A 20766-nucleotide genomic window follows, 5' to 3' on the forward strand; every position below is an offset into this window, starting at 1 on the left:
GTGAAGTTTTATCGAGAATTCTTCGGTAGTCGGGTCCAACTACCGAAGAAATTTAACATTTATAAAACGTTTACTAATTAATTCTTAACGTTTTATCAAAATATAAAATTTTGAAGAAGCGTTAGTTTAGGAATTTTCGTTTAAAAAATGACTGAAAACCACAAAATTTGAGTTGAAAAATGGTGTTTTTTAAGCAAAAAACACTTGATTTTTGATTTTCGGTAGTCGGGTATAACTACCGAAAAATTTTAACATTTCTTTTTTTTGTATTGTCTTGACAAATAACAAATTATCTTCTTTGCTATTCAGATTGCATTTTTTGAAGTAGTCGTATTTTCATTAAATCAAGAAATTTTGTAGGGTCTTTTTCTCTTGCTTTAATTTAGCTATATGTTTTGTAAATATTGCCAAGATCTAGATTGAATAATTCCTTACATACCAAAACTAGTTTTTTCATTTCTGCTTCACCATTTCGTATTGCTCCAGCAGCATTTAAACCATATAATAATTCTGTTAATTCTGTTTTAGTTCCAGTCCACTGTAAATCTTCTAATATTGGAGGTTTTACTTCTTTTACTTTTCTGTTTTTGTCTTCTTGTTTAAGTATTAAAAGTTCCGTTGCGTAAAACTTTGTAACTAAGTCATAGGCTATTACTTCAGCTGCTTTTATATCGTGACTTGTTGAAAATTTTGGATCTTTATCTAATAGAAAGACATTGCTAAACAAATCTAATTGACTGTTACCTCTTGTAAAGTATTTATCATCTAAACTACAACCGTTTTGGGTGTAATATTTAAAGAATTCTAGATTTCTTTTTTTTCGAGTTTCGATTTTTTTTAAAGACTTCCTAATAAAATTTCTTTAATTAGAAGTACTCGCTTTTGGTTTTTCTATTAGAAACGTATTTTTAGAAGATAAAAAGATTAATTGTCCGAGTATTTTTGGTTTTTGGTATTTAAAAAAAATGATTTCATCTTCTTTTGAAGTGAAATCATTTGTTCTTATATAAACTCTTAGTTGATTTAAAAATTCTCTTGTAAAATTAATGCTTTCATTAATTTTTTTTAATTCATCCTGCTTTGAATCGTTTATAATAGTAATTCTAAACTTATAGTTTTCTATAAGTGTTTCAATTTCTTTCATAGATTTTTAGGTTAGCTAGTTTAAAAAGCCAAAATACTAAAAATCATTAAATTATAGTTAATCACTTGATTTTTGATTCTGTTTGTCATTTTTTTGATTGGATTTATTAGCTAATAAGACCTTAAGTGCATTCATATCATCGCTTACTTTTCGTTCAATTACCCTAGCATAAATTTGAGTTGTTGCTAATTTAGTATGACCTAATAACTTGGAAACAGTTTCGATAGGTACCCCGTTTGTGAGAGTTACTGTTGTGGCAAATGTATGTCTTGCCATATGAAATGTTAGATTCTTTTTTATTTTGCATAGCACTGCTAACTCCTTCAAATAACTGTTAATTTTTTGATTTGAAAATTTAGGAAATAGAGTACCATTTGCTTTAGCCCTAATACTATTAGCATATTTATCAATTAAACAGCTTGCCTTTTCTAATAGCGGTATTTTAACTGGTGTATTCGTTTTTTGCCTTTTTGTGATAATCCATATATTTCCATCTATACCTTTAGAAATATTGTTCGTTGTTAATTGCATTATATCTATATATGCAATACCCGTATAACAACTAAACACAAATAAATCTCTTACCAATTCTAATCTTTTTATTGAACTACTAAACCCTTCTATTGTTTGTAAATCTTCCTCTGACAAAAATTCTCTTTCACTTTTAATAAATGAAGACCTGAACTTTACAAATGGGTCTCTTATAATCCATTCCATTTTAAAAGCAATTGTTACCATTTTTCTTAACCGTTGAATATGCTTCATTACGGTATTATTTCCAATTCTTCTTTGATGGTCGGTAGGTTGATAGGAACGTAAAAAATCTTCAAATCCAATTATAAATGAATAGTTTAAATCTTTTAAATAAACATCGTTTGTCTTGAACTCCTTTTTTATAAACTTTCGCAAATAGTTTTGGCTTGATTTATAATGTCTCATTGTATCTTTATGAAGTTTATAAGCCATTTTATCATTATGATATGTAATCAAATATTCCATTGATTTGAACACTTCATCCTCTCCCAAAAAATTTGATTTTATCGCCTGGGCAGTAATCAGTTTATCTTCTAACTTTAAGTTCTGATAACTTTGAAAAAGTTTTACTTTTACTTGTTCAATATAATTGTTTGTAATTCGTGCTTTCTGACTGTTTCCTATTATTTGTGATTTGTTTTTATCCCAGGCAGAAACATCTACATCTTTTTTTAAGCTAATGTTAACTCGCTTTTGATTCACCGTTATCCTTGCATACAGTTTTGCCTGATTCGTTTTTGAATTTGATTTTTTTATCCAAATTAGGATTGAAAATGTGGTTGAAGTTTTCATAGTTGTCGTCTTTTTTAATGTTAAACTTTAATTCAGACGAAAGTCAAATCAACTATAGTAAAAATAACCTTTTTAGATACTAGCTTTTTGGTAACCTATCATTTAAAATATTTGATATAATTCAGCTGTTATCCTCTTTAGACAACAATTAGAAAACCTAATGTTTTCAAGTCCTTCAGCTAAAATTCGGTTACCTTTTTCAAATTTTTATTTTGGTAACCGATTTGTGAACCTTTTATATCAAAACATATCAAATTATATGATGGCTCTAAAACTACAAAACCTTGTAAATCATAGGATTTACAAGGTTTTAACACTATTTGATAAGTGCTGTAGTGATCGCGACAGGATTCGAACCTGTGACCGTCTGCTTAGAAGGCAGATGCTCTATCCAGCTGAGCTACGCGACCATTATTCTAAAAATAAGATAAACTTAATTGTTTATCAATTTGTCGGGGTGGCAGGATTCGAACCTGCGGCCTCCACGTCCCAAACGTGGCGCGATAACCGGGCTACGCTACACCCCGAAACGATTATCTAAATTTTGCGGAGAGACAGGGATTCGAACCCTGGCGACAGTTACCCGTCGACAGATTAGCAATCTGCTCCATTACCACTCTGGCACCTCTCCTTTAAAAATATGTATATGAACTTATTTTTGCGAGTGCAAATGTAGCATTAGAAATGCATTTACACAACATTTTTTAACTTTATTTACAGATTTTTTATTCTATTTTATTCTGGATATTCAATTCGTAAATGATAAATATTCTTTAACTTCTTCTTTAACACCTTTTTAATTATTTGCAACTCCTTAAATGTTATGTCTGCATTCATAAATTGGCCGTCTTCCATTTGTTTATTTACAATCTTTTCAACTAAATTATCAAATGCCTGTGCTGTTGGTTCTTTAATACTTTTTGAAGCTGCCTCTACCGAATCACACATCATTAAAATTGCCGTTTCTTTCGAAAAAGGAATAGGTCCAGGATATTGAAAATACTTTTTATCTGGTTTGTTCCCAATCAGTTCTTCTTCTCTTTTATAAAAATAATACACCAAAGTCGTACCATGGTGTGTTCTTATAAAATCTATAATTCTATCAGGCAATCTATTCTTCTTTGCCAATTCAACACCTGCAATAATATGATTTATAATTATAAGCGCGCTGTCTTTTGGGGTTAATTCGTTATGAGGATTTACATTTGTCGATTGATTTTCTGTAAAATACATTGGATTCATCATTTTACCAATATCGTGATACAAAGCTCCTGTTCTAACAAGCATAGAATTTGCCTGTATTTCATTTGCACAGGTTTCAGCTAAATTTGCTACTTGTAACGAATGCTGAAAAGTTCCTGGAGCTTTTTCGGCTAATTCTCTCAAAAGCTTCGAATTTGTATTAGAAAGCTCTTTTAAAGATTCATCTGAAACTAAACTAAATAGTTTTTCAAAAACATAAATTAATGGCAACACAAACAACGTGGCTCCCCCATTTATTGTAAAATATACTAACTTTTCCCAATCTAAATTTTGTGCATTTCCTTCTTGAATAATTGAAAAAGCAAAATATGCTACAAAATAAACAAAGGTAATTTGAATAACGGAAATAAATAAATTCGCTCTTTTGTACAATTCAGAAATTGTTAAGATAGTTACAATCCCGGCTATTATTTGTAAAAAAATAAATTCAAAGCTATTTGGAACAATAAAACCTAATAATAATACAGTTAAAACATGAGTAAACAACCCTAATCTTGCATCAAAAAAAGCTTTTAAAACCAAAGGTAAAATTACGATTGGAGCAATATAAATGTATTTTGCGTCGTACTTAACAATGAGCGTAATTAATAAAACAATTAAAATTATATTAAAAAATATAAAGGTTATTTTTGTGTTATTTTCAAAAATTTCTATACGGTACTTTCTTAAAAAAAGTAATAGCATTAAAAATGCTAATGATACCAAAATTGTATATCCAGATACAATCCAATTATAATTAGATTTACTCCAAACCTGAGATTCAAACTCACTTTTAACCGAGTTTAAAATTATTAGTTTTTCTCCCTCAACAATATCCCCTTTAAAAATAATTCTTTCATTTTCAGAAACTAATCCTTTAGTATAAGAGATTTTACTTAAATTTTCTTGAAGTACCATTTCTGTAAAATCAGTGTCAAATGCTACATTCGGTTTTAATCCTTCGTAAATAATGTTTAAGACTATATTTTCTTCTTGTGTAAAAGGTTCGTTTCCTATTTTTGAATTAATAAAACTTAAAATTTGTGATGCCTTAAAAAGTTTATTTGCATCAATTTCCTGACTTTTATTTCCTTTTCTAAGTGTAACTAAATCAATCTCCGGCTTAATATCTACAGATGATTCTAAATATCCAAATTCATATATATCATTGGTTATTTGTAAAGCTAAATCTCTTAATTCTATTTTTTTAGTTTCGGTTAATTCAGAATTATATAGTGCATCTTCAATTTTAGAATTTATAGCATCTTTTACTTGTACAACAATTTGTTCATCATACTTGAAAAATTGCTTAGACAATTTGGTTATTTGTTCTTTTTCAATAGCTATTTCTTCTGGAGTTTTCTGAATAGCAAAATCAAAAGGAGCATAATAATTTTCATATTCCCACGGCTTTCCTTTTTGGAATTCATATTTAAATTGTCCACTTTTAGGAAACAAATAAACCACTAAAATTATAGTAGCGATATATAAAAATAATTTATATATTAAAGAATGATTTACAAGTAATTTATTAATAATGTTTTTCACGAAGTATCCGTTTGCAATTCAAAAATAACAATAATTATTCTATTTGCAGTCGGTTTTACTCTTTTAATAACGCTTCAACCTTCTCAGGTATATTTTTAAGCGTCCAACTACTGTAATTAGTAAATCTTCTGGAATACATATTGGAACAAATTTATGCATATATTTTAAGTGTTATATATTACAAAATTAAACGCTACTTTAAAAATCGATAGATTCCTTAAAATTGATTAAATTCGCAGTTGAAAACATGTTTAAATGAATTTTGTTGAACAAAGTAAAAGTAATTCTTTGTAAAAATTAATAAAAAAATGAGAGAAGTTGTAATTGTTTCCGTTGCCCGCACTCCAATTGGTACTTTTTTAGGGAGTTTAGCTTCTATTTCTGCCCCAAAACTGGGTGCTATTGCTATAAAAGGAGCTTTAAATAAAATAAATTTAGATCCCAATTTAATTGACGAAGTTTTTATGGGAAATGTAATTTCTGCAGGACTTGGTCAGGCCCCTGCTAGACAAGCTGCTATTTTTGCAGGTATCCCAAAAAATGTACCTTGTACTACCATAAATAAAGTTTGTGCTTCTGGTATGAAATCTATAATGTTAGCTGCTCAAGCAATTAAAGCTGGTGATGCGGATATTATAATTGCTGGTGGTATGGAAAATATGAGTAGCATTCCTCATTATATTTCAGGAAGAAAAGCTACAAAACTTGGAAATATAAATGTAGTTGATGGTCTTTTATTAGATGGACTAACAGATGTTTATGACCAAAAGCATATGGGTACTTGTGGTGATTTATGTGCTTCAGAATATAATTTTTCTAGAGAAGATCAAGATAATTTCGCTATAAAATCTTACAATCGTTCGGCTAAGGCTTGGGAAAACGGTAATTTTAAAAATGAAGTTGTTCCTGTTGAAATTCCTCAAAGAAAAGGAGATCCCATTTTATTTTCTGAAGACGAAGAATACAAAAACATCCTTAAAGAAAAGATCCCAACATTAAGACCTGTTTTTAGCAAAGATGGTACGGTAACCGCTGCAAATGCTTCTACTTTAAATGATGGTGCAGCTGCGTTGGTTATTATGAGTTTAGACAAGGCAAACGAGTTAAACTTAAAACCATTAGCAAAAATTAAAGGCTATGCAGATGCTGCTAACGAACCTAAATGGTTTACAACTGCTCCTGCAAAAGCACTTCCTAAAGCATTTGCCAATGCTGGTATTTCTAAAAACGAAGTTGATTATTTTGAATTAAACGAAGCTTTTTCTGTTGTTGGATTGGCAAATATTAAAATTTTAGAATTAGATCCGGAAAAAGTAAATGTTAATGGTGGTGCTGTATCTTTAGGTCATCCACTTGGAATGTCTGGAGCAAGAATTGTAATTGCTTTAACTTCAGTTTTAGAACAAAACAACGCAAAAATTGGTGCTGCAGGAATTTGCAATGGTGGTGGTGGCGCAAGTGCAATTGTAATTGAAAGAATGTAATTTTATTGTATGCAGTACGGCATTTGTAATTTAAGTATTATCCCTGTTAGAATTGAACCTAACGACACTACTGAAATGGTTTCTCAAATATTATTTGGAGAACATTTTAAAGTACTAGAATTAAGAAAAAATTGGAGTAAAATTAGAGTAGCTTTTGACAATTACGAAGGCTGGATCGATAACAAACAATACGAACAAATTTCTGAAGAGACTTTTAGAACTTTAGAAAGTTCCGATTTAACTCTAGCAGCTGAATTAATTGACTTTGCAACGGACAAAAACAACCAGTTTTCAACAGTTTGCATGGGCTCAAACCTGCCTTTTTACAATACTAAAAATCTTATTTTAAATACTACAAAATTTCAGTATGATGGCACCATACTAAATTCAAAAATACCCAAAAATTCAATTATTGATATTGCTTATAAATATTTAAACACACCCTATTTATGGGGTGGAAAAACACATTTTGGAATTGATTGCTCAGGTTTTACACAAATGGTCTATAAACTTTGCGGTTATAAATTATTAAGAGATGCTTCTCAGCAGGCAACACAGGGTGAAGTATTAAGTTTTATTGAAGAAAGCGAACCCGGTGATTTAGCTTTTTTTGATAATAGTGAAGGAATAATTACTCACGTAGGTATTATAATGAAAGATAATTATATTATTCATGCTCACGGAAAGGTTAGAATTGATATGATCGATCATAGTGGAATTTTTAATCTCGATTTACAAAAACATACTCATAAGTTACGAGTTATTAAAAAAATTATATAAAAAAAACCTCTCAAAATTGAGAGGTTTTTTTATCTTATAATAGAACTCTATTGCTTTAATTCGTCATAAACTGCTTTAATATCATTCAGTTTATCTGTCATTTCAAGGTTTTCATACAAGCCCATTAAAGTTTGAACTATATTAATGTTTTTTCCATTAATTTCGTAAGCCTTTTCATAATATGGAATTGCTTTTTTATAAATTTCAAATTGCTCTTCCTGTAATTTATCATATTTAGCAAAATCTGACAAATTCTTATTCATTTCTTCAATTATAGGAGCTGCTTTTTCTATAATTGCCGCACCTATATTATTATAAGCATCTGCATAATTAGGATCTAATTCAACAGCCTTTTCGAAAAATTTTATTGCTTCGTCTAAATTTCCTTGACCCATATTCATAACACCTACATTATAATACAAGGTAGGTTCTGTTGGATTTAAACTAATGGCCTCTTCTAATTTTACTTTAAACATTTCATTATCTCCAGCTTTATAATACATGTTAGCCTCTTCAATTAATAATGAATAGCTTTCTGGAAATTCTTCTCTTCCTTGTGCAACAATTTCAAAGGCCTTTTCATTATCTTCTAACATTGAATAGTTTTGAGCTAAATTTTTAAAAATCATCTCACGTCTAGAGTCTTTTATTTCTTCTCTTGGATTTTCAGCCATTCCTAATTTTACTTGTAGATCCATTGCTTTTTTATCTGGATAAGCAATCTCTTCTCCACTTTCCTTATTTGTAGCTAAATAAAGTGTAGTAATTCCTGTATAATTTAAATCTAGCAATTTTTCATAGGCATCTTTAGAACTTTCATAATCTTTACCATAAAAGTAAACTAATGCTGCATTATCTAAAAAGGTAGTATCTTTAGGACTTAATGCAAAAACTTGAGCAAATCCATTTGCTGCTTTTACATAATCTTCAGGTAATTTAGTTTCAACTGCAGTTTCATAATCTTTTGAAGCTTTACTAGCCGTATTTTGAACCATCGTATTAATTAAACCTCCAATTTCATTTGTATATTTAAATTTATCCGATTCCTTTTCAAAATTAATTAATTCATTAAAAGCTGCTCCAACTTCTTCAATATTTTCAGCCGCACCATCTTGATATAAAGCCAAACTTTTCAAATAATAGTATTTAGCCTTTGTTTTTTGATCCGCACTAGTAATTAAACTTTCTGCTTGGTTTATAGCAGCTATTGCCGAAGAAAAATCATTTGCTTTAATTGCTTTTTCTGCAGTTTTTAATTCACTTTTTTGTCCAAATACTGTCATACTAACCAATAAAGCAGACAGAAATATTAATTGTTTTTTCATTTTAATTGATTTATTCTTATTTATTCTTTAATTTGTACTCTCTTCAGTATTGTTTTCAATTTCCGTGCCATCTTCGTTTTCATCAATTTCAACTTCTTCTTCGTGAATAACTTTTGCAACCGCTGCAATAGAATCGTTATCTTTAATATTAATTAATTTAACGCCTTGTGTAGCACGTCCCATAACACGTAAATCTGAAACAGCCATTCTAATTGTAATTCCTGATTTATTAATAATCATTAAATCATCTTCGTCTGTTACATTTTTAATAGCAACTAAACCACCTGTTTTTTCTGTTACATTTATAGTTTTAACACCTTTACCTCCTCGATTAGTAATTCTATAATCTTCCAAACTTGAACGCTTACCAAAACCATTTTCTGAAACTACAAGTATGTTGCTTTCTAAATCGTTAACTGCAACCATTCCTACAACTTCATCTTGTTCATTAGCTAACCTAATACCACGCACCCCAGAAGCATTTCTACCCATTGGTCTTGTTTTACTTTCTTCAAAACGAATAGATTTTCCAGATTTTAATGCTAGCATTACTTGGCTATCACCTGTTGTTAATTTTGCTTCTAATAATTCATCATCTTCCCTAATGGTAATTGCATTAATACCATTTGTTCTCGGACGAGAATATTGTTCTAATGAAGTTTTTTTAACTTGTCCTTTTTTAGTTGCCATAATCACATAATGACTATTAACATATTCCTCATTTTTAAGATCTTCGGTGACTAAAAATGCTTTTACCTTATCATCTTGTTCTAAGTTTATTAAATTAACAAGGGCTCTTCCTTTTGATGTTTTACTTCCCTCAGGAATTTCATAAACGCGCATCCAAAATACTTTTCCTTTTTGAGTAAAGAACAGCATGTATTGATGATTAGTTCCGAGGAATAAGTGCTCTAAGAAATCTTCTGTTCTTGTAGCAACACCTTTTTGACCACGTCCTCCTCTATTTTGAACTTTATATTCATCTAAATTTGTACGTTTTACATAACCAGCATGTGAAATTGTTACAATTACTTTAGAATTTGGAATCATATCTTCAATAGATAAATCTCCTCCAGCATATTCAATTACAGACCTACGATCGTCTCCATATTTATCTCTTATTGTTTCTAATTCTTCTTTTATAATATTGTAACGTCTTACTTCATCAGATAAAATATCTTTTAAATCGATAATTAACTTCATAATATCATCATACTCAGCACGTAACTTATCTTGCTCTAAACCAGTTAATTGACGCAAACGCATTTCTACAATTGCTTTGGCTTGAATTTCTGTCAATTCAAAACGAGTTATTAAACTTTCACGAGCTTCATCTGCATTAGAAGATCCTCTAATTATTTTAATTACTTCGTCAATATTATCACTTGCAATAATTAATCCTTCTAAAATATGTGCTCTAGCTTCTGCTTTTTTAAGCTCAAATTCAGTTCTTCTAACTATTACTTCGTGTCTGTGTTCAACAAAATAATGAATTAATTGTTTTAGATTTAATTGCTCTGGACGACCGTTTACTAATGCAATATTATTTACACTAAATGAAGTTTGAAGCGCAGTGTATTTGTATAATTTATTTAAAACAATATTAGGAATTGCATCACGCTTTAGAATATAAACAACACGCATACCATTTCTATCGGATTCGTCTCTAATGTTTGCAATCCCTTCTAATTTCTTTTCATTAACTAAATCAGCAGTTTTTTTAATCATATCTGCTTTGTTAACCTGATAAGGAATTTCGGTAACAATAATGCATTCTCTACCTTTCACTTCTTCAATAGTAGCTTTGGCACGCATTACAATTCTTCCTCTACCTGTTTCAAAAGCTTCTTTTACACCTTCGTAACCATAAATAATTCCTCCTGTAGGAAAATCAGGAGCCTTAATGTGCTGCATTAATTCAGAAATCTCAATTTCTCTATTATCAATGTAAGCTAAAGTACCATTTATAACTTCTGTTAGATTATGAGGCGCCATATTGGTTGCCATACCAACCGCGATACCAGATGCTCCATTTACCAATAAATTAGGAATTCTTGTTGGTAAAACTGTTGGTTCATTTAAAGTGTCATCAAAGTTTAATTTATGATCTACAGTATCTTTTTCAATATCAGATAACATTTCTTCTGATATTTTTTGCATACGTACCTCTGTATAACGCATTGCTGCTGGACTATCTCCATCAACAGAACCAAAGTTACCTTGACCATCTACCATCATATAACGTACACTCCAATCTTGCGCCATACGTACCATAGAATCGTAAACAGAAGTATCTCCGTGAGGATGGTATTTACCTAAAACTTCCCCAACAACTCTTGCTGATTTTTTATAAGATCCAGTAGCTTTAATACCTAATTCATGCATCCCATATAAAACTCTTCGATGCACTGGTTTTAAACCATCACGCACATCTGGTAATGCTCTCGAAACAATTACTGACATTGAATAATCAATGTATGCAGATTTCATTTCATCTTCAATATTTATAGGTATCAGTTTTTCTCCGTCTGCCATATGTTTTTTAATTTATTTTAGTGTCATTTTTTAACAAAGCAATATACAATTTTTCACTTTTTTACAACCAATTTGTCAGGTTGTTTTTATAATTTTTATCAACAATAAAAGATTAAAAAAAAGACCCCGTAAACCTTTGAAAATCAATTACTTTTACAATATTTGATAGCGATAATTTTTAAATATTAAAAAAGTGGTGCTATTTTTGCACTATAAAAAGAAAAAAATCAGTTAATTTTACAATATAAATATAATAAAATGGACGATAATTTTTCACCAAAAGTTAAAGATGTAATTGCATACAGCAAAGAAGAAGCGTTGCGTTTGGGCCATGATTTTATTGGAACGGAGCATTTAATGCTTGGTCTAATTCGTAAAGGAACTGGAAAAGCAATAGCTATTTTAAATTCTTTAGCAATTAATCTAGATCATTTACGTAAAAAAATTGAAGCCTTAAGTCCAAAAAACGCTATAATTGAAAGTTCTAATGAAAAGAAAAGTTTGCGCTTAACTAGACAAGCTGAAAAAGCATTAAAAACTACTTTTTTAGAGGCTAAATTATACCAAAGTGAATTTGTAAACACCGCACATTTACTGCTATGCATTTTACGAAATGAAAACGACCCTACCACAAAGTTGTTAAACAATTTTGATGCTACATACGAAGATGTTAAAACAGTTTATAAGCAATTATTTTTAAATGAGGAAATAGATATGCCGAAAGCTGAAAACAAATCCGACGATGACTTTGATGCGGCTAAATCAAATCCGTTTGAGCAACCTAAAGGAGAGCAAACACCTCAAAAGAAGTCCAAAACACCCGTTTTAGATAATTTTGGACGTGATTTAACACGCTTAGCCGAAGAAGGAAACTTAGACCCTGTAGTTGGTAGAAAAAAAGAAATAGAACGTGTTTCTCAAATTTTAAGCCGTAGAAAAAAGAATAACCCAATGCTAATTGGTGAACCAGGAGTTGGTAAATCTGCGATAGCAGAAGGTTTAGCTTTGCGAATTATTCAACGAAAAGTTTCTCGTATTCTATTTAACAAACGCATTGTTTCGTTAGACTTAGCAAGTTTAGTTGCTGGAACAAAATACAGAGGACAGTTTGAAGAACGTATGAAAGCGTTGATGAATGAATTAGAGAAAAATGATGATATAATTTTATTTATTGATGAAATCCATACCATTGTTGGAGCCGGCGGAGCTACAGGTTCTTTAGATGCCTCAAATATGTTAAAACCCGCATTGGCGCGTGGAGAAATACAATGTATTGGAGCCACAACATTAGATGAATTTAGAACAAATATTGAAAAAGATGGCGCTTTAGAAAGAAGGTTTCAAAAAGTAATTATTGAACCAACTTCTGTTGAAGAAACTATTCAAATTTTAAATAACATTAAAGACAAATACGAAGACCACCATATGGTAAAATACACAGAAGATGCTATAAAAGCCTGTGTAAAATTAACCAATAGATATATGACAGATCGTTTTCTTCCAGATAAAGCAATTGACGCCTTGGACGAAGCTGGATCACGAATTCATATTACAAATATTGTGGTTCCAAAAGAGGTGCTTCAACTAGAAAAACAATTAGAAACCATTAAAATAGATAAAACCAGTGCGGTTAATGGTCAAAAATATGAAGAAGCTGCGAGATTAAGAGATGATGAAAAGCGTGTTGAAAGCTTATTACAAGAAGCACAAAAAAATTGGGAAGAAGCTTCAAAATTAAATCGAGAAGTTGTTACTGAAGATAATGTTGCCGAAGTAGTTTCTATGATGACTGGAATTCCTGTAAACAGAGTTGCCGAAGCTGAAAGCCATAGATTGCATGACCTTCCAAATTTAATTAAAGGAAAAGTTATTGGTCAAGATGAAGCTGTTTCTAAGGTTGTTAAAGCAATTCAGCGTAATAGAGTTGGATTAAAAGATCCAAACAAACCAATTGGTTCATTTATATTTTTAGGGCAAACTGGTGTTGGTAAAACACAACTTGCAAAAGTATTGGCAACTGAACTTTTTGATAGCGAAGATGCCTTAGTAAGAATTGATATGAGCGAGTACATGGAGAAATTTGCTATTTCTCGCTTAATTGGTGCTCCCCCAGGATATGTTGGATATGAAGAAGGTGGTCAACTTACCGAAAAAATTAGACGCAAACCTTACGCAGTTGTTTTATTAGATGAAATTGAAAAAGCACATCCAGATGTGTTTAATATGTTATTGCAAATTTTAGATGATGGACATATAACAGATAGCCTTGGAAGAAAAATTGACTTTAGAAATACCATAATTATTATGACTTCTAACATTGGTTCTCGTCAGTTAAAAGATTTTGGTGCAGGTGTTGGTTTTGGAACTGCTGCTAAAGCAGAACAAGCAGATGCAAATGCGAAAAAGGTAATTGAAAGTGCCCTTAAAAAATCTTTTGCTCCAGAATTTTTAAATAGAATTGACGATGTAATTGTATTTAATGCACTTGAACGTGAGGACATCCATTCAATTATTGATATTGAACTTAAAAAACTAGTAAATAGAATTGAAGATTTAGGCTATAAATTAGTCTTAACTGATGAAGCTAAAGATTATATTGCAGACAAAGGTTTTGATAAACAATATGGTGCCAGACCTTTAAAACGTGCTATTCAAAAATATATAGAAGATGCTTTGGCGGAAGAAATTGTAAACTCTAAACTAAATGAAGGAGATTCAATTTTTATGGATTTGGATAAAAAATCAAATGAATTGACAATTAAAATAACTAAAGGCAAAAAAAAGATTGAAGAATAACTTTAATTAAGTGTGGAAAGACTAGAATCCAGATATTTAAAAAAATATCTGGATTTTTTTGTTACAATTTTTTCAATCTAAACTTAAAAATTTAGTAACTTTAAAAAACTTATTTTTAATACTGCTATTATGAAATCTTCAACAAAATTTTGGCTATCAATTTTTACTTTTTTACCGTTAGTACTTTTAGTGCTAACATTTTTATTCTTTTTTACTATTTTCTTTGAAAATATTATGGAATTAGAACAGCATAACGGAGAGTTTCCAATGGAATTTTTACAATCTTTAATCTGGTTTATACTGTTAATTGTTTTTATGGGGATAATTAGTTTAGGAGTAAAAATCTATTATATTGTTCATACAAATAATAATTCTGAAAATGATACAAACAAAAAAGTTATGTGGACTTTAATTCTAATTTTTACTGGAATAATTGGAAGTATTATTTACTATTTTATTGAAATTATACCTTTAAAATCAATAAAATAAATCGGTAGTAATTATAAATAAACAATCTAAGTATAAAAATCTTAAATTACCTATTAGTCTTTGTGAATTATAAAGATTGTAGGCTTTTTATGCAAATCTGGATGTTCATTTTTCCAATCTTTAATTTCAAGTGTTCTTATGTATTCATCTGGCAAAGTAATATTACAAGCAATACACAATTTTGAAGTTGGGGTTAGTGTACTTTTTAAATCTGCAAACATTTTTTCGTTCCTGTAAGGAGTTTCAATAAATATTTGAGATTGATTTTTCTCTTTTGAGAATTTTTCTAAACTTTTAATAGCTTTTTTTCTTTCTGAAGTATCAATAGGCAAATACCCATTAAATGTAAAATTCTGACCGTTAAAACCTGAAGCCATCATTGCTAAAATAATTGAAGAAGGCCCTACCAAAGGAACAACCTTAATATTTTTTTCGTGTGCTAATTTTACTATTTCTGCACCTGGATCTGCAATTGCCGGAACCCCAGCTTCAGAAAGTAAACCAATTGAAGTTCCATTCTCGCAAACATCTAAATAACTTCTTACTTCTAATTGATCTGCGTATTTATCTAATTTTAAAATTGTTAAAGAGGGTTGAGATTTTCTTGGAGTAATTCGTTTGATAAATTTACGCGCAGTTTTTTCGTTTTCCACAATAAAAGTATCTAACTCTTCAATTACCTTTTTAACCGAAAGAGGAAGTACCTCTAAGGGCTCATTATCACCTAAAGTAGTAGGTATTAAATATAATTTACCTCTTTGATCATTCATTTAATTAATTTTATTTGCAATAATATCACATGCTTCATTTAACATATTATACACGTTTTTAAACCCAAATTCCCCACCATAATATGGATCTGGAACATCTAAATTTTCATCAGGAAAAACTTCATTCAAAATTAATTTAACCTTAGCCGAATCTTGCTCATTTCTGGCTAGAGAGATTACATTTTTATAGTTTGAATTATCCATTACATAAATAATATCAAACAAATTAAAATCCTCTACAGTAAACTTTCTTGCTTTTTGATTAGAAATATCTATACCATTTGTATTTGCCACAGCAATAGACCTTTTGTCGGGTTTTTCACCAACGTGATACGCACCTGTTCCAGCGGAATCTACATAAGTTTTAAAACTAAATATTTTGGACTTCAATATCCCTTCCGCTAATGGAGAACGGCAAATATTACCGAGACAAACCATTAATACTTTAGTCATATTTTTTAAAAAGTAAGTTTTTTTGTTATATCATCAACATATCTTCTAAATTGCTTGTCAGTTTCTGTTAAATTATCAACGGTTTTACAAGCATGTAGAACGGTTGCGTGATCTCTTTTACCAATTTGAGATCCAATACTCGCAAGCGAAGCCTTTGTCATTCTTTTTGCAAAATACATTGCCAATTGACGTGCTTGAACAATATGGCGTTTTCTGGTTTTAGATTGTAAGGTTGCTACATCTAATTCAAAATAATTAGAAACAATTTTTTGAATGTAATCTATGGAAACTTCACGCTTCGTATTTTTTACAAATTTATCTACAATCTGTTTGGTTAAAGAAAGTGTAAACTCTTTTCTATTAAAAGAAGCTTGAGCAATCATAGAAATTAACACCCCTTCTAACTCTCTAACATTTGATTTAATATGTTTTGCTATATATTGAACTATTTCATTAGGCATTTCAACACCGTCTCTATATAACTTATTTTCCAAGATAGAAACTCTTGTTTCATAATCTGGAGCTTGTAATTCTGCAGATAATCCCCATTTAAAACGAGAAAGCAAACGTTGTTCAATGTCTTGCATATCAACGGGAGCTTTGTCTGAAGTCAAAATTACCTGTTTTCCATTTTGATGTAAATGGTTGAAAATATGAAAAAACACATCTTGAGTTCCTGTTTTACCAGATAAGAATTGAACATCATCAATTATTAATACATCAATCATTTGGTAGAAATGAATAAAATCATTTCTAGTATTTCCTTTTACGGAATCTATATATTGTTGAGTAAATTTTTCAGAAGAAATATACAATACCGTTTTATCAGGATATTTATCTTTAATTTCTACACCAATAGCATGTGCAATATGCGTTTTACCTAAACCAACACCCCCATAAACTAAAAGTGGATTAAAAGAAGTTCCTCCGGGTTTATTTGCTACAGCCATACTCGCTGAACGCGCTAAACGATTTGAATCTCCTTCAACAAAACTCTCGAAATTATAATTTGGATTTAATTGAGATTCTATTTTAACCTTTTGAATTCCTGGAATTATAAATGGATTTTTTAATTCTCTCTTATTAAAATCTATTGGAACTGTTACACCTTGAGGATTAATTGGATTTCTATTTGAACTAGGAAACTTTACAGTATGTGGATTATTACTACTGTAATTATTTTCCATTCTAACATCATAAATTAATTTTGCATCATCTCCCAACTGCTTTACCAATGCAACTCTTAACAACTTTATATAATGTTCTTCTAACCATTCATAAAAAAATTTACTAGGCACTTGAATAGTTAATGCTTCACCAGATAATTTTATTGGTTTAATTGGCTCAAACCAAGTTTTGTACGCTTGCTGCTTAATATTATCTTGTATAAAAGATAAACATTCTGTCCAAACTGATGTTGCAGTTTTACTCATTGGTGTTTTTAGTGGTATTTTAAGTTAATTAGCTGTAATTATAGAGCGAACTCTAGTTGTTATTTGGTTGTACAAAAATGTGAATATTTTTTAGTATAAAAAAATAAAATATCTATTGATTATTAACTTTTTTTTACGTAAATACAACTTTATAAATATACAAAATGATTTCAGATAAAATAGAATTTCGAGTAAGATATGGTGAAACCGATCAAATGAGCTACGCATATCATGGTAATTATGCTGCATACTTTGAAATGGGACGTACCGAATGGCTAAGAAAACTAGGCGTTTCATACAAAAAAATGGAAGAAGATGGTATTATGCTACCTGTAATTAATCTAAATACAAATTACCTAAAACCCGCAAAATATGATGATATTTTAACCCTAAAAACAACTTTAGCCAATAAACCTGCCGCTAGAATTGAATTTAAGTTTGAAATTACGAACCAACAAAACGAATTATTGACTACTGCTTCAGCAACTTTAGTTTTTGTAAATATGAAAACAAACAGACCAACACGTATTCCAAAATATTTATTGGATAAACTTAATATTAAGGAGTAACTTCTTTAATTTTTAAACAACGTAAATCTAAAAATAATTGCTGAACTTTAAATGCATTTTTTTTTCTTACTGAAATTAAAAACTCACAATTCAATTCCATTTTTTGATTTTCTATATAAAGTTTTTGCTCTTTAATAATGCGCATTACCTTGTTCATGTCTTTATATTCAAAATTAAGTTTATAAAAAACATCAATAGTCTTTTTTACAATTACGGCTTCCTCTAAAATTAACTTTGCTGAAGTTTTATAGGCGCTAATTAATCCGCCAACTCCTAATTTAGTACCACCAAAATAACGTACAACCACGACTAAAACATTGGTTAAATCTTTAGATAAAATTTGTCCGTAAATTGGCTGTCCTGCAGAATTATTTGGTTCTCCATCATCATTTGCTCTATAACTAATTTCTTCAATTCCCAATTGCCAAGCATAACACCAATGTCTTGCCGAATGATGCTTTTTCTTTAATTCATCAATATTAATTTTCACATCATCTTCTGAAGCTATAGGAAAAACATACCCAATAAATTTACTGCCCTTTTCTTTATAAAGAGCATCTCCAACAGCTATTTCAATAGTTTTATATGTGTCTTTTTCTAAATTCATAATTGTTTTGAAACGCAAATATATCAAAAGCATTTTTTTAATTTTCAATTTAAAAATGAATATATTTGAATATCAAATCCAAACTCATGAAAAAACTACCTTTATTACTAATTACACTACTATTTATAATTTCTTGTAAAGAAGCTACTACTAATAAAAATAACGAACTAAAAAGAGAGCCAAATTCTTTTGCAATTGTAATACATGGAGGTGCTGGAGGTATTAAAAAAGAATATTTTACCGAAGCACAACAAACTGCTTACACTCAAAAATTACAAGAAGCATTAAATGCTGGTTATGTGGTTCTTGAAAATGATGGAATTTCTTTAGATGCTATACAAGCCGCAATTAATATTATGGAAGATTCCCCATTATTTAATGCAGGAAAAGGCGCCGTTTACAATAGTGATGGCAATCAAGAAATGGATGCTGCAATTATGGATGGCAACACTTTAAATGCTGGAGCAATTGCAGGTGTAAATCATATTAAAAATCCAATTTTAGCTGCACGTATGGTCATGGATAGCTCCAAACATGTGTTGCTTTCGGGAAAAGGTGCTGAAATTATGGCTGCAAAATACGGTATAGAAATGGTTGATAGCTCTTACTTTTTTACTGAAAAAAGAATGAATCAGTTAAAAAAATTACAAGGAAAAGAAAAAACAGAACTCGATCATACTGCTTTTTTAATTAAAAATGAATTAATTGACGATCATAAATACGGAACTGTTGGGGCCGTTGCTATAGATAAAAATGGAAACATTGCTTCTGGAACTTCTACTGGCGGAATGACTAACAAAAAATATGGTCGTATTGGTGATGTGCCAATTATTGGTGCAGGAACGTATGCTAATAATTTAACTTGTGGAATTTCAGCAACCGGAACCGGAGAATATTTTATTAGAACCGTTGCTGCTCATGAGGTTTCAAGTTTAATTAAATTTAAAGGCTACTCTCCGTCTGAAGCTCTGCATGAAGTTCTATTCAATCAAATTGGTCCACTAGGCGGTGAGGGTGGAATGATTTTATTAGATAAAAACGGTGAGGTGTTTTGGGATTTTAACTCTTCTGGTATGTTTAGAGGTTATAAAAAATCTACTGGTGAATCTAAAGTTGAAATGTTCGCAAAAACTAACTAACTTTAAATCAAAAACTTAATCAAATAACGAATTTTATTACTTTTGAAGTAATTTCATCGTTGTTGTTCTATTAATTTTTCCTGTTTCAGTTTTTATAAAATTCTTAATGCAATAAATTTCTTTTGGAATTTCGTATTTAGAAAGTGTTTTTAGTGCTTTCATTTTTTGAAATAGTAAACTTTTCAACCTTTCAACTGTGAAATTTTCATGCTCAATAACCAAAATTAATTTTTCACCTAAAACAGCATCCGGCAATCCTGTAACAAAAAACTGTTCTTTAATTAACACAGATAATTTCTCTTCAATTTGCTCAGGAATTAATTTTATACCGCCAGAATTAATTATAGAATCATAACGACCTAACCATTTAAATTCGTTTTCCGAAACAAGTTCAACCAAATCATTTGTAACTACTATTTCATCAGAAATTTTTGGAGCATTTATTACTAAGCAACCTCTTTCATCTGTAGAAATTTTAATATTTTTAAGTGTTTTATAATGAGATTTATCGACTGCGCTCGAAATGACAGTACTAAAATTATTTATTTTTTTTACAGCAATATGTGTAATAGTTTCCGTCATACCATAGGTTGCAAAAACTTCGGTTTTAACTTGTTTAATTTGGTTTAAAAGTTGGTTAGAAACTACACCTCCACCAACAATTAGTTTTTTAATTCTTTCAATTTCGCTTAAAGAATTAGCTACTTGCAATGGAACCATTGCAGAAAAATCGTAGTTCTTATTACTATTCTTTAATGGTTTTGAGGTCGGTTCAACAACATCTAATTGCCAACCTAAAGTTAAAGCTCTCACCAATATCATTTTACCAGCAATATAATTTGGAGACATACATAAAAGCGCAGTTGTATTTTCTGATAATTTAAAAAAATCACCCGTCGCTTTCGCACTATTTATCATGTGTTTTTTTTGAAGTTGAATAACTTTTGGAGTTCCCGTTGAACCCGAAGTTTTTACTTCAATAATAGATCTTTTATGAAACCAATCTTTTAAAAACGAATGCACTTCAGCAGAAATTGTTCTAGAAAAATCAATCAAATCTTGATTTGAAGAAAATGATTTTCCTTGTAATCTAAATTTAATATGAAAAGAGCTTTCAACTTCCAAC

General features: G+C 30.0%; 17 protein-coding genes and 3 tRNA genes. 6 read left to right on the forward strand and 14 right to left on the reverse strand.

What is annotated here, in order from left to right; all coding sequences use genetic code 11:
* Positions 1-382: 382 nt before the first annotated feature.
* The 7 genes from IEW75_RS12810 to IEW75_RS12840 form a co-directional block, all read right to left on the reverse strand.
* On the reverse strand, positions 383-853 hold the full coding sequence (locus tag IEW75_RS12810) for an RteC domain-containing protein (RefSeq protein ID WP_134249107.1): 471 nt from the start codon (positions 851-853) through the stop codon (positions 383-385).
* 9 nt (positions 854-862) lie between these two features.
* A complete protein-coding gene (locus IEW75_RS12815; RefSeq protein ID WP_134249108.1) occupies positions 863-1144 on the reverse strand; it encodes a hypothetical protein in 282 nt (93 codons plus the stop codon).
* 57 nt (positions 1145-1201) lie between these two features.
* The gene (locus tag IEW75_RS12820) at positions 1202-2470 is read right to left on the reverse strand and encodes a site-specific integrase (protein WP_134249109.1); all 1269 of its coding nucleotides are present in this window, start codon (positions 2468-2470) and stop codon (positions 1202-1204) included.
* Between the two features lie 336 nt (positions 2471-2806).
* Positions 2807-2880: transfer RNA gene (locus tag IEW75_RS12825), tRNA-Arg, on the reverse strand.
* Between the two features lie 42 nt (positions 2881-2922).
* Positions 2923-2997, reverse strand: a tRNA-Pro gene (locus IEW75_RS12830).
* Between the two features lie 20 nt (positions 2998-3017).
* Positions 3018-3101: transfer RNA gene (locus IEW75_RS12835), tRNA-Ser, on the reverse strand.
* A gap of 104 nt (positions 3102-3205) precedes the next feature.
* Positions 3206-5260, reverse strand: a complete 2055-nt coding sequence (locus IEW75_RS12840; RefSeq protein ID WP_134249110.1) for an HD family phosphohydrolase — start codon at positions 5258-5260, stop codon at positions 3206-3208.
* A gap of 308 nt (positions 5261-5568) precedes the next feature.
* Here IEW75_RS12840 and IEW75_RS12845 point away from each other — a divergent pair, with 308 nt between their 5' ends.
* Together IEW75_RS12845 and IEW75_RS12850 are read left to right on the forward strand one after the other, a co-directional pair.
* Entirely contained in the window at positions 5569-6744 is a 1176-nt protein-coding gene (locus IEW75_RS12845; RefSeq protein ID WP_134249111.1) for an acetyl-CoA C-acyltransferase, read from the forward strand.
* A gap of 9 nt (positions 6745-6753) precedes the next feature.
* A complete protein-coding gene (locus tag IEW75_RS12850; RefSeq protein WP_134249112.1) occupies positions 6754-7524 on the forward strand; it encodes a C40 family peptidase in 771 nt (256 codons plus the stop codon).
* Positions 7525-7571: 47 nt separating this feature from the next.
* Here the strand turns inward: IEW75_RS12850 and IEW75_RS12855 are convergent, their stop codons facing one another.
* Both IEW75_RS12855 and gyrA read right to left on the reverse strand, forming a co-directional pair.
* Positions 7572-8849, reverse strand: coding sequence for a tetratricopeptide repeat protein (locus IEW75_RS12855; protein ID WP_134249113.1), 1278 nt, complete (start codon positions 8847-8849; stop codon positions 7572-7574).
* Between the two features lie 27 nt (positions 8850-8876).
* Entirely contained in the window at positions 8877-11384 is a 2508-nt protein-coding gene (gene gyrA, locus IEW75_RS12860; RefSeq protein WP_134249114.1) for a DNA gyrase subunit A, read from the reverse strand.
* Between the two features lie 258 nt (positions 11385-11642).
* Here gyrA and IEW75_RS12865 point away from each other — a divergent pair, with 258 nt between their 5' ends.
* Together IEW75_RS12865 and IEW75_RS12870 are read left to right on the forward strand one after the other, a co-directional pair.
* Positions 11643-14180, forward strand: a complete 2538-nt coding sequence (locus IEW75_RS12865; RefSeq protein WP_134249115.1) for an ATP-dependent Clp protease ATP-binding subunit — start codon at positions 11643-11645, stop codon at positions 14178-14180.
* Positions 14181-14309: 129 nt separating this feature from the next.
* Positions 14310-14669, forward strand: coding sequence for a PLDc N-terminal domain-containing protein (locus tag IEW75_RS12870; protein ID WP_134249116.1), 360 nt, complete (start codon positions 14310-14312; stop codon positions 14667-14669).
* 53 nt (positions 14670-14722) lie between these two features.
* On the opposite strand, the gene IEW75_RS12875 is transcribed toward IEW75_RS12870, so the two are convergent.
* Genes IEW75_RS12875 through dnaA form a run of 3 tightly spaced genes read right to left on the reverse strand, consistent with a single transcriptional unit; the run spans position 14723 to position 17325 of the window.
* The gene (locus tag IEW75_RS12875) at positions 14723-15439 is read right to left on the reverse strand and encodes an SAM-dependent methyltransferase (RefSeq protein WP_134249117.1); all 717 of its coding nucleotides are present in this window, start codon (positions 15437-15439) and stop codon (positions 14723-14725) included.
* Positions 15440-15892: a low molecular weight protein-tyrosine-phosphatase gene (locus IEW75_RS12880; protein ID WP_134249118.1), complete on the reverse strand. Its 453-nt coding sequence runs from the start codon at positions 15890-15892 to the stop codon at positions 15440-15442. It lies immediately after the preceding gene.
* 5 nt (positions 15893-15897) lie between these two features.
* Entirely contained in the window at positions 15898-17325 is a 1428-nt protein-coding gene (dnaA, locus tag IEW75_RS12885) for a chromosomal replication initiator protein DnaA (protein WP_134249119.1), read from the reverse strand.
* 164 nt (positions 17326-17489) lie between these two features.
* On the opposite strand from dnaA, the gene IEW75_RS12890 reads away from it, so the two are divergent.
* Positions 17490-17894 carry an acyl-CoA thioesterase gene (locus IEW75_RS12890; RefSeq protein WP_134249120.1) on the forward strand — a complete coding sequence of 135 codons (405 nt, stop codon included), beginning with the start codon at positions 17490-17492 and terminating at the stop codon, positions 17892-17894.
* On the opposite strand, the gene IEW75_RS12895 is transcribed toward IEW75_RS12890, so the two are convergent.
* Positions 17884-18501 (reverse strand): IMPACT family protein, encoded by a 618-nt coding sequence (locus IEW75_RS12895; protein ID WP_134249121.1) that lies wholly within the window; start codon positions 18499-18501, stop codon positions 17884-17886. The genes IEW75_RS12890 and IEW75_RS12895 overlap by 11 nt on opposite strands.
* 86 nt (positions 18502-18587) lie before the next feature.
* On the opposite strand from IEW75_RS12895, the gene IEW75_RS12900 reads away from it, so the two are divergent.
* Entirely contained in the window at positions 18588-19640 is a 1053-nt protein-coding gene (locus IEW75_RS12900) for an isoaspartyl peptidase/L-asparaginase family protein (protein WP_134249122.1), read from the forward strand.
* 36 nt (positions 19641-19676) lie between these two features.
* Here IEW75_RS12900 and IEW75_RS12905 read toward each other — a convergent pair whose 3' ends face one another.
* Entirely contained in the window at positions 19677-20765 is a 1089-nt protein-coding gene (locus tag IEW75_RS12905; RefSeq protein ID WP_134249123.1) for an AMP-binding protein, read from the reverse strand.
* Between the last annotated feature and the right edge of the window lies 1 nt (position 20766).

Origin of the sequence: Lutibacter litoralis, from assembly GCF_014646675.1 — a bacterium.
Classification (GTDB): Bacteria; Bacteroidota; Bacteroidia; order Flavobacteriales; family Flavobacteriaceae; genus Lutibacter; species Lutibacter litoralis.

Bases quoted from the DNA above. Each gene is read 5' to 3' on its own strand.
- IEW75_RS12815 (WP_134249108.1), bottom strand. From the start codon at position 1,144: ATGAAAGAAATTGAAACACTTATAGAAAACTATAAGTTTAGAATTACT.
- IEW75_RS12820 (WP_134249109.1), bottom strand. From the start codon at position 2,470: ATGAAAACTTCAACCACATTTTCAATCCTAATTTGGATAAAAAAATCA.
- IEW75_RS12845 (WP_134249111.1), top strand. From the start codon at position 5,569: ATGAGAGAAGTTGTAATTGTTTCCGTTGCCCGCACTCCAATTGGTACT.
- IEW75_RS12850 (WP_134249112.1), top strand. From the start codon at position 6,754: ATGCAGTACGGCATTTGTAATTTAAGTATTATCCCTGTTAGAATTGAA.
- IEW75_RS12855 (WP_134249113.1), bottom strand. From the start codon at position 8,849: ATGAAAAAACAATTAATATTTCTGTCTGCTTTATTGGTTAGTATGACA.
- gyrA (WP_134249114.1), bottom strand. From the start codon at position 11,384: ATGGCAGACGGAGAAAAACTGATACCTATAAATATTGAAGATGAAATG.
- IEW75_RS12865 (WP_134249115.1), top strand. From the start codon at position 11,643: ATGGACGATAATTTTTCACCAAAAGTTAAAGATGTAATTGCATACAGC.
- IEW75_RS12870 (WP_134249116.1), top strand. From the start codon at position 14,310: ATGAAATCTTCAACAAAATTTTGGCTATCAATTTTTACTTTTTTACCG.
- IEW75_RS12875 (WP_134249117.1), bottom strand. From the start codon at position 15,439: ATGAATGATCAAAGAGGTAAATTATATTTAATACCTACTACTTTAGGT.
- IEW75_RS12880 (WP_134249118.1), bottom strand. From the start codon at position 15,892: ATGACTAAAGTATTAATGGTTTGTCTCGGTAATATTTGCCGTTCTCCA.
- dnaA (WP_134249119.1), bottom strand. From the start codon at position 17,325: ATGAGTAAAACTGCAACATCAGTTTGGACAGAATGTTTATCTTTTATA.
- IEW75_RS12890 (WP_134249120.1), top strand. From the start codon at position 17,490: ATGATTTCAGATAAAATAGAATTTCGAGTAAGATATGGTGAAACCGAT.
- IEW75_RS12895 (WP_134249121.1), bottom strand. From the start codon at position 18,501: ATGAATTTAGAAAAAGACACATATAAAACTATTGAAATAGCTGTTGGA.
- IEW75_RS12900 (WP_134249122.1), top strand. From the start codon at position 18,588: ATGAAAAAACTACCTTTATTACTAATTACACTACTATTTATAATTTCT.